The 8,903-nt window shown below is 63.1% G+C and carries 7 protein-coding genes; 5 read left to right on the top strand and 2 right to left on the bottom strand.

Going from position 1 to position 8,903, the window contains the following annotated elements; translation table 11 throughout:
- The first annotated feature begins 104 nt into the window (after window positions 1–104).
- The 3 genes from HTS88_RS21550 to HTS88_RS21540 are packed head-to-tail and all read left to right on the top strand — an operon-like array spanning window position 105 to window position 3,774.
- Window positions 105–1,286, top strand: a complete 1,182-nt coding sequence (locus HTS88_RS21550) for a M24 family metallopeptidase (RefSeq protein WP_174182174.1) — start codon at window positions 105–107, stop codon at window positions 1,284–1,286.
- A 2-nt stretch (window positions 1,287–1,288) separates the two neighbouring features.
- Window positions 1,289–2,542 (top strand): aminotransferase-like domain-containing protein, encoded by a 1,254-nt coding sequence (locus HTS88_RS21545; protein ID WP_174182172.1) that lies wholly within the window; start codon window positions 1,289–1,291, stop codon window positions 2,540–2,542.
- Window positions 2,539–3,774, top strand: coding sequence for a M20 family metallopeptidase (locus HTS88_RS21540; RefSeq protein ID WP_174182171.1), 1,236 nt, complete (start codon window positions 2,539–2,541; stop codon window positions 3,772–3,774). Before HTS88_RS21545 ends, HTS88_RS21540 begins: the two co-directional genes overlap by 4 nt.
- A 67-nt stretch (window positions 3,775–3,841) precedes the next feature.
- On the opposite strand, the gene HTS88_RS21535 is transcribed toward HTS88_RS21540, so the two are convergent.
- A complete protein-coding gene (locus HTS88_RS21535) occupies window positions 3,842–4,351 on the bottom strand; it encodes a DUF3830 family protein (RefSeq protein ID WP_174182169.1) in 510 nt (169 codons plus the stop codon).
- A gap of 190 nt (window positions 4,352–4,541) precedes the next feature.
- Between HTS88_RS21535 and pdxS the strand changes: the two genes are divergently transcribed.
- Together pdxS and acs are read left to right on the top strand one after the other, a co-directional pair.
- A complete protein-coding gene (gene pdxS, locus HTS88_RS21530; protein ID WP_174182167.1) occupies window positions 4,542–5,453 on the top strand; it encodes a pyridoxal 5'-phosphate synthase lyase subunit PdxS in 912 nt (303 codons plus the stop codon).
- A 59-nt stretch (window positions 5,454–5,512) separates the two neighbouring features.
- On the top strand, window positions 5,513–7,447 hold the full coding sequence (gene acs / locus HTS88_RS21525) for an acetate--CoA ligase (RefSeq protein ID WP_400602843.1): 1,935 nt from the start codon (window positions 5,513–5,515) through the stop codon (window positions 7,445–7,447).
- Window positions 7,448–7,885: 438 nt separating this feature from the next.
- Here the strand turns inward: acs and HTS88_RS21520 are convergent, their stop codons facing one another.
- Window positions 7,886–8,881: an NAD(P)-dependent oxidoreductase gene (locus tag HTS88_RS21520; protein WP_174182163.1), complete on the bottom strand. Its 996-nt coding sequence runs from the start codon at window positions 8,879–8,881 to the stop codon at window positions 7,886–7,888.
- Window positions 8,882–8,903 lie beyond the last annotated feature (22 nt).

Below are 8,903 nucleotides of genomic sequence, written 5' to 3'. Positions count from 1 at the left end.
ACTTTAGAGCGACGGGTGTTGCTGCTCTTAGCCCGCAGATTTGTGTGATTCCTCCCACAGGGTTACATTGTAGACAATCTACTAAGCCCCATTGGAGGTGTGCTTTGCTCTTCAGCGAAGAGGAGTACGCGGCGCGTCTAGCTGGCGTACGGTTGCGGATGGAAAAGCAAGGCCTGGGCGCCCTGCTGGTCACCGATCCAGCCAACATTTACTATCTCACTGGCTACAACGCCTGGTCCTTTTATACCCCGCAGCTGGTTTTTGTGCCGGCGAGCGGACCCATGCTCCTCTTTACGCGGGCGATGGACGCCGGTGGCGCCTTCCGTACCACGTGGCTTCCCCAAGACTGCATCATTGGTTACCCGGAGCAGTACGTCCACCGGCCGCATGTCCATCCTTTCGACTGGGTGGCCTTCGCCCTGCGCGAGCGCTTCCTTATAGCCCCGGCGGCGAAGGGGTGCGTGGGCCTGGAAATGGATTCCCACTTCTTCTCCCCCAAGGCCTACCGCTCCTTGCTTAATGCGATCCCGGAGTGGACCCTGGTGGACAGCTTCGAGCTAGTCAACTGGGTCCGCTCGATCAAGTCCCCGGCCGAGATCCAGCTGATGCGCGGAGCCGCGAAGGTCTGCATGGCTGCCATGCAGGCCGCCGTCGAGACGATCGATGTGGGGGTCCGCCAGTGTGATGCCGCCGCAGCCATCAGCGAAGCCCAGATCAAAGGCGCAGGAGGGGTAGGCGGGGACTACCCGGCCATCGTGCCTATGCTTCCTACAGGAGAAGCAGCGGACACCCCTCACCTGACCTGGAGCGAAGACCGCTTCGAGGCGGATCAGGCCGTGGTCATCGAACTGGCCGGTGCCCACAAGCGCTACCACACACCCCTGGCGCGTACCTTGGTGCTCGGCAAGAAGCCGGAACGTCTGGAAAAGCTGGCGGACGCCGTCGCGGACGGCCTTAACGCGGTGCTGACCGAAGTGCAGCCCGGTGTCCCCGTCCGCGAACTGGCACGGGCCTGGAACTGGACATTGGCCAAGTACGGCCTGGAAAAGCCCTCCCGCATCGGTTACTCGATTGGCGTGGGTTATCCGCCGGATTGGGGCGAGCGCACCATCTCCATCCGCTCCGAGGATGAATCCATCCTTGCGGAGAACATGACCTTTCACTTGATCGGCGGCATGTGGATGGATAACTACGGCTACGAACTCTCAGAATCCATCCGCGTCACTGCCGACGGCGTGGAAACCTTCACCAGCTTCCCCCGCGACCTCATCCAGAAAGGCGCCTAGACATGACGATCAACCACTTTGGGACCCGTTCCCCCGCTGCCCTTCCCTTAGCAGACCGAGCTGTCGGCCTGGTCGGTTCGGTCATCGACTCCAGCACGTCCCTGTTGGCAGCCCAGACGCATGACATTGTCCGGTTTGCCATGGGCTCGCCCGCTGACGAAGCCGTGCCGCTGGAAGAATTCCGGGACATCGCCGACAAGGTCATGGACCACAGCTCCCTGACCTACGGCGCCACCGAAGGCGAGCCGGTACTGTTGAAAGCCCTCGTGGAGTACCTGGCTGGCACCTCTGACCCTACCGTCGAGGAGCGCGTCACGATCACCGCCGGCGGAATGCAGGGTCTTGACCTGGCCTGCAAGATCTTCATCAACCCTGGCGACCTGGTGATCGTTGAGAGTCCCACCTACACCAACGGCAGCGGCACCGCCCTGAGCTACGGGGCCGAGCTGCTTGAGGCGCCTATGGACCAGAACGGTCTCATCGTCGAGGCCCTTCCGGATCTGGTAGCAGCTGCTGGCCGTACCCCCAAGGCCATCTACACCATTCCCAATTTCCAGAACCCGTCCGGTGTCACCCTCTCGCTGTCCCGCCGCCACCAGCTGCTGGAGCTGGCCCACGAGTGGAATGCCGTCATCATCGACGATGACCCGTATGGCCTGCTCCGTTTTCAGGGTGAGGACCTGCCCTCCTTCCAGGCATTGAGCCCCGGTGATCCACTGCTCTTTTCCGTCCGGACGTTCTCCAAGATCCTGGCCCCGGGGCTGCGGGTGGGCTGGGTTGACACTGATCCGTCCCTGCGCCAGTTGGTTATCAATGCCAAGCAGGCGATGGACACCTGCACCAACGTCCCTGCCCAGCACATCGTGGCCGAATTCATCCGCCGCGGCGGCCTGGACAACCATCTTGCCGGCCTGCGCTCGGAGTACAAGAGGCGTAAGGACGCCATGCAGGAAAGCCTGCACCGCAACCTCGGCAGCAGGATCACCACCACTGACCCCGAAGGTGGATTCTTCCTCTGGCTCACCCTCCAGGGCGAAGACGCGAGGATCAACACGAGCAAGCTCTTCGAGACGGCGCTGGCGGAGGGAGTCGCTTTCATCCCTGGGCCGGCACTGTCCGCCAGCGGAAAATTTGGGGACGCGCTGCGGCTCTGCTTCGCGTCCACCACTCCCGAGCGGGCAGAGGAAGGCATCATCCGCCTCCGCCGTGCGATGGACCGTGAGCTCGCGGCCCTGGAAGAGGGAGCCAGCGCGTGAAAACCGCTGCTCTCGGGCAGGATAGCCAGCAGGATTCTGCGGGCAAGAACCTCGAACAGAAGGTCCTGGACCTAATAAACGAAGCGGAGCTCGTCTCACTGACCACAGCGCTGGTGGCAGCCGGCGGCGAAAACCCTGGTGGCACCGAAGAAGCAACAGTGGCGGTCATGAAAAGCTTTAGCTTGGATGCAGGCCTCGACGTGTCGGCCGAGACCGTCGCGCCGGGACGTCCCAACTTCACCGCCGTCCTGCCGGGCGGACCTCAGCCGGGGCTGCTGTTTCTGGGCCACTCCGACGTGGTGCCCGCCGGTAGCGGTTGGGAGCAGCCGCCGTTTGCGCCGTACGTGCGGGACGGACGGCTGTTCGGCCGCGGCTCCACGGACATGAAGGGCGGGTTGGCCGCGGTCCTTATAGCTTTGAAGGCCCTCAAGGACGCGGGCGCGGAGTTGCGCGGCAACGCCGCGTTGGCCTGCACTGTGGACGAAGAGGACTTGGGTATTGGCATTCGGGCCTACACGCCGGCAGCGCTGGCGGATCCTCATTTTTCCTACTCAGGGTGCGTCGTCGCCGAACCCACCGACCTGGAAACGGTTATCGGTTGCCGTGGCGACAGCTATATCGAGCTAAAAATCACTGGCAAATCTGCACATTCGGGGCGTCCCGCTGATGGGCGCAACGCCATCGACTCCGCGGCGAGGATTCTAGATCTGGTCCGCGCGGATCACGCCCGACTCCAATCGGCAATGGATCCGCTCCTTGGTGCCGGAAGCTGGAACACAGGCCTCATCCGCGGCGGCACGGGAACATCCATGGTGGCAGCCGAATGCACCGTCTCCCTGGACCGCCGGCTCATGCCCGATGAGAACGCCCAAGTGATCCTTGACCAGCTCCTTGGCCAGATCAACGGCGCAGGCATTGATACGGACGGCATCACGGTGGAAGCAAAGGTCACCATGGACATGCCGGGCTTCCGCACCCCTGAGGTCCACCCCCTGGTGGCTAACTCAGTGGCCGCCCTGGCCGATGCCGGCGTGGACAGTGCCGTGACGGGCTGGACCGCAGCCTGTGATGGTGGCTTCATTGCCCGTGACCTCGGCGTCCCCACCATCGTTATGGGGCCCGGCGGACTCAACGACCAGGCCCATCAGGTCAATGAATCAGTGAAGATCGCAGAGCTTGTGGCGGCGGCCCGCGCCTATGCACTCATGTGCCTCCGGCACGGGCATAGCTGACGTAAAACGAAGAACGGCCGACGGCATGTAGCGCCCTCGGCCGTTCTTTGTCGTTTCTTGGGGGTGTCTATTCAGAGTCCTCAGCGCGGCTGTAGGTCAACGTCTCATCCCGGGCACCGCCCATCCAGATATCCTGGCAAGCCGCCGCCATCTCGTCCAGGCCTTCAACAATGGTGGCAAAGACGTTTCCGGGAACCCAACCCGTGTCGCCGTTGAGCAGCAGGTTGTTGCGCCCGTAGAAAACGGCGAGGTCGACGATGGTCTGGACTTCATCAGTCCCTGAGTCCGCCTCGTACCCGTGCGAAGGCGTCTTCAGGTCATTGGACGTGAACGTGAAGTAGCAGACGTCGCCGGGAATTGGCGTCACCGTGGTGTTCTCGGCGCCGGGCTCCTTAGGAGCGAAAGCCGGGACGAGGTTGTATATCTCATTACGGGCATACTTCCCATGGAATACCTGGCTGCTTAGTGGTAGAGCGTCCCAGACTGCATTGCTCGTGCGGGGCGCAACGTCGTCGAGTAGGACCGCCTTGCAGGTCACTCCCCGCTTCTCGAGAGTGATGTTGATGTAACGAGCCATGTTTCTGCCTGTCTTCCTTTAGTGCACGCCGCAGGTGCACGGTGCTTATATAGGTCGCGTTGAGACTATGTGGGTAGGATCACAGTTGTCAACAATCCTACCAAACTGCCTTGGTGTCCAAAAGATGCGCTAGGGCTCGCGGCAGTGTACTATTGTCAACAATCTACCTCGTACATGTAAGGCGATACTCATGCTCCACGGCGAACAAGTGGCATACGACAGGGTCACGGGCAGCGGCCGCGTGAAGCGGGGCATGGCTGAGATGCTCAAGGGCGGCGTCATCATGGACGTCGTCAACGTCGAACAGGCCCGCATCGCCGAAGATGCCGGTGCTGTTGCTGTGATGGCGCTGGAGCGCGTTCCGGCCGATATCCGTGCCCAGGGCGGCGTGTCCCGGATGTCCGATCCGGACATGATCGACAAGATCATTGACGCCGTCTCCGTGCCGGTCATGGCCAAGGCCCGGATCGGCCACTTCGTCGAGGCCCAGGTCCTGCAGTCCCTGGGGGTGGACTACATTGACGAGTCCGAGGTCCTGACCCCGGCCGACTATGTCAACCACATCGACAAGTGGAAGTACACCGTTCCCTTCGTTTGCGGTGCCACCAACCTCGGTGAGGCGTTGCGCCGCATCAACGAGGGCGCGGCGATGATCCGCTCCAAGGGCGAGGCCGGCACCGGGGATGTGTCCAACGCGACCGGGCACATGCGACAGATCCGCTCGGAGATCGCCAAGCTCGCTGCGCTGCCCGAGGACGAGCTCTATGTCGCGGCCAAGGAACTGCAGGCCCCATACGAATTGGTCAGGGAAGTTGCCGCTGTCGGCAAGCTCCCCGTGGTCCTGTTCACCGCCGGCGGCATCGCCACCCCGTCCGACGCTGCCATGATGATGCAGCTCGGCGCGGACGGCGTGTTTGTCGGTTCGGGTATCTTCAAGTCCGGCAATCCCGCCCAGCGCGCGGCCGCCGTCGTGAAGGCCACCACCTTCTTCGACGATCCCGATGTCATCGCCAAGGCCTCCCGCGGCCTGGGTGAAGCGATGGTGGGCATCAACGTCGACGAAATCCCGCAGCCGCACCGCCTCGCCGAACGCGGCTGGTAACCCCCTTTATGTTCGAAAGGACATACGTGTCTACCACAGAATCAGTCCAGGAGGACCCGCTGCACCCGGCGCCCGCCGCCCCTTTCGCCTTTCCGCCTTCGTCGGAGTTCGCTGCGAACGCTGTGGTCACCGCGGATGAGTATCAGAAGGCCGAGGCGGACCGGCCGGCTTTTTGGGCCCGGCAGGCGCGGGAGCTGCTGACCTGGAGCAAGGATTTCGACGAGGCGCTGGACTGGTCCAATCCGCCGTTCGCCAAGTGGTTTGTGGGCGGGGAGGTCAACGCCGCCTACAACGCGCTGGACCGGCACGTGGAGAACGGCCAGGGGGACCGGGTGGCCATCTACTTCGAGGGCGAACCGGGTGACACCCGCACCTACACCTATGCGGAGCTGACCGATGAGGTGAAGAAGGCAGCGAACGCGTTCGAGTCCCTGGGCGTGGCCAAGGGCGACCGGGTTGCCGTTTACCTGCCGATGATCCCCGAAGCGGTGATCACGCTGCTGGCGTGCGCCCGGATCGGCGCCGTGCACTCGGTGGTGTTCGGCGGGTTCTCCGCCGACGCGCTGCGTTCCCGCATAGAGGATGCCGAGGCCAAGCTCGTGGTCACCGCGGATGGCACGTACCGCCGTGGCAAGCCCAGCGCCCTCAAAACGGCCGTCGACGACGCCCTTGCGCGCCCCGGCCATACAGTGCAGAACGTCATCGTAGTTCGACGTAATGAGCAACCAATTACATGGGTTATGGGCCGGGACCAATGGTGGGCCGACACCGTGGAGGCCGCCTCCGCCGAGCACACCGCCGTGGGCCACGACTCCGAGCACCCGCTCTTCATCCTCTACACCTCCGGCACCACCGGCAAACCCAAGGGCATCCTCCACACCACCGGCGGATACCTCACCCAGACTGCCTACACCCACCGCGCAGTGTTCGACCTGCACCCTGAGACGGACGTCTACTGGTGCACGGCCGACGTCGGATGGGTCACCGGCCACTCCTACGTCGCCTACGCCCCGCTCATCAACGGCGCCACCCAGGTGATGTATGAGGGCACGCCGGACTCCCCGCACCAGGGCCGCTGGTGGGAAATCGTGGAGAAGTACAAGGTCTCTATCCTTTACACCGCACCCACCGCGATCCGGACGTTCATGAAGTGGGGCCGTGAGATTCCTGACAAGTACGACCTGACCTCCCTGCGCGTGCTGGGCTCCGTGGGCGAGCCCATCAACCCCGAAGCCTGGATGTGGTACCGGAAGGTCATCGGCGGGGACAAAACCCCCATCGTGGATACCTGGTGGCAGACCGAGACCGGCGCGCAAATGATCGCCCCACTGCCCGGAGTGACCGCCACCAAGCCGGGCTCCGCCCAGGTCCCGCTGCCCGGCATTGCCGTGGACGTCGTGGACGAGATGGGCGAATCGGTACCCAACGGACACGGCGGCTTCCTGGTGATCCGGGAACCCTGGCCCGCCATGCTCCGCGGCATCTGGGGTGACCCGGAACGCTTCAAGGACACCTACTGGTCCCGCTTCGAAACCATGTATTTCGCCGGGGACGGTGCCAAGAAGGACGAGGACGGCGACGTCTGGCTCCTGGGCCGGGTGGACGACGTCATGAACGTCTCCGGGCACCGGCTCTCGACCACCGAGATCGAGTCCGCCCTGGTCTCCCACCCCGCCGTGGCAGAGGCCGCCGTCGTTGGCGCCGCGGACGAGACCACCGGCCAGGCCGTCGTCGCGTTCGTCATCCTCCGCGGCGACGCAGTGGACTCGGGCGACGACATCGTCCAGGAACTCCGGAACCACGTGGGCAAAGAAATCGGGCCCATCGCCAAGCCGAAGGCCATCCTGGTAGTCCCGGAACTGCCCAAGACGCGCTCCGGCAAGATCATGCGCCGCCTGCTGAAGGACGTCGCCGAAGGCCGCGACCCCGGCGACGCCACCACCCTCTCCGACCCCACGATCATGCAACAGATCGCGCAGTCGCTCAGGAAGTAGTGCGCGAATGGACCGGTAATAGGGCCCACGTTGGGTCGGCCCCATGAATTAGGGACGCTTAGGGGGTGATTGGAAGAAGTAGACCTCCGGACGCAATAGGTCTGTGGCGAAATCCCGTTCCACATAGGGAGCGGATCCATGTCTTACGTTGGCACGCGCCCGCCTCTCACGTCGGCACACGCCGCAGCGCTGCCAATTCCAAAGTGCCACCTGCGACTGGCCATGGTTTCAGGGAGTGCTGTACTCCAGAACTGTTGAGAACCAGTTAGGGGCTGCGGCGAAAAAGGAGCTCTTCCACCAAACTGAACAGCAGGTGCCGGGCATGCCGACACCGCTGATGATCCCCCTCGAGCACTGCTGTTGCCAGGGACTTGCGGCCCCCTCGGAGAACAGGCTCCGCCAGTAGCATCATGTGGGCACCTGCCCCTCAGGTGGAGGCTATTTTGTAACGTACCCCAGTTTTTTGTCCACCTGGTTGAGGAGTGGCTCGCTTTGGAGCCAGCGATCCAGGTTCGCTGCGAACTGGTCGGCGAGGGTTTCTCGCCAGCCCACGACATCTCCGCACATATGAGCGGAAATATGGACGTTGTTCATGCTCCAAAAAGGATGGTCGCCTGGCAGCGGTTCGACGTGAAAGACGTCCAGTGATGCCGCAGCAATACTGCCGGCCCGGAGGGCTTCCACCAAAGCGTCTTCGTCCACGAGGGCACCCCGCCCCACGTTCACAACATGGGCGGAAGGCTTCATCGCCGCCAGCACCGAACTGCTCAGGATCCCACGGGTATCCCTGGTCAAGGGTGCAATCAGCACCAGGTGGTCTGCCCAGCCGGCATGGCTGATTAAGTCCGCGCTGGCCACTACCTCGTTGAAGTCCGCGTCGTAGGTGCGCACAGTTCGTCCCGCGCCTATAACATTCAGGCCCACCGCTTTCAGCAGCTTGGCAGTGGCCCGGCCGATTCCCCCGGTACCAACGATCAGGGCGTTCTGTCCGGCAGTCCGCTGGACCTCGCGGTGCTTCCAGACCTTCTGGTTCTGCAGATCTTTACTGGTATGCAGTTGCTTGTCATGAGCCAGGATCGAGGCGAGCACAAACTCTGCAATTGATCCATCGAAGGCCCCGTGGGCGTTGGTAACTAAAACCTCCGAATTCCGCAGCTCGTCAAAGAGCAGCGAATCCACGCCGGCAGCCGCGACGTGCACCCAGCGCACCGAGTCAGCATGCTCCCAGGCGTCACGCAATGCAGTGGAGAAGAAGTCCCAAAGGAATAGGACCTCCGCTCCGGGCAGTGCCTCGGCCAGCCCAGCTGCATCGGTCATAACCACATCGGCGCGCGATCGAAGGGTCTCCAGATTATTGGGAGGAACAACGCCCTCCGCAGTCAGAATGACGATCTTTGGGCGGGGCGTGTTGGCCGGCTTGGTCGTTGTATCCACCTCTTCACCCTAACCCAGTCTG

This window comes from Pseudarthrobacter oxydans (assembly GCF_013314975.1).
GTDB lineage: Bacteria > Actinomycetota > Actinomycetes > Actinomycetales > Micrococcaceae > Arthrobacter > Arthrobacter oxydans.
Note: the sequence above shows the minus strand (reverse complement) of the source record. Positions and strands in the feature narration are given on the sequence as shown.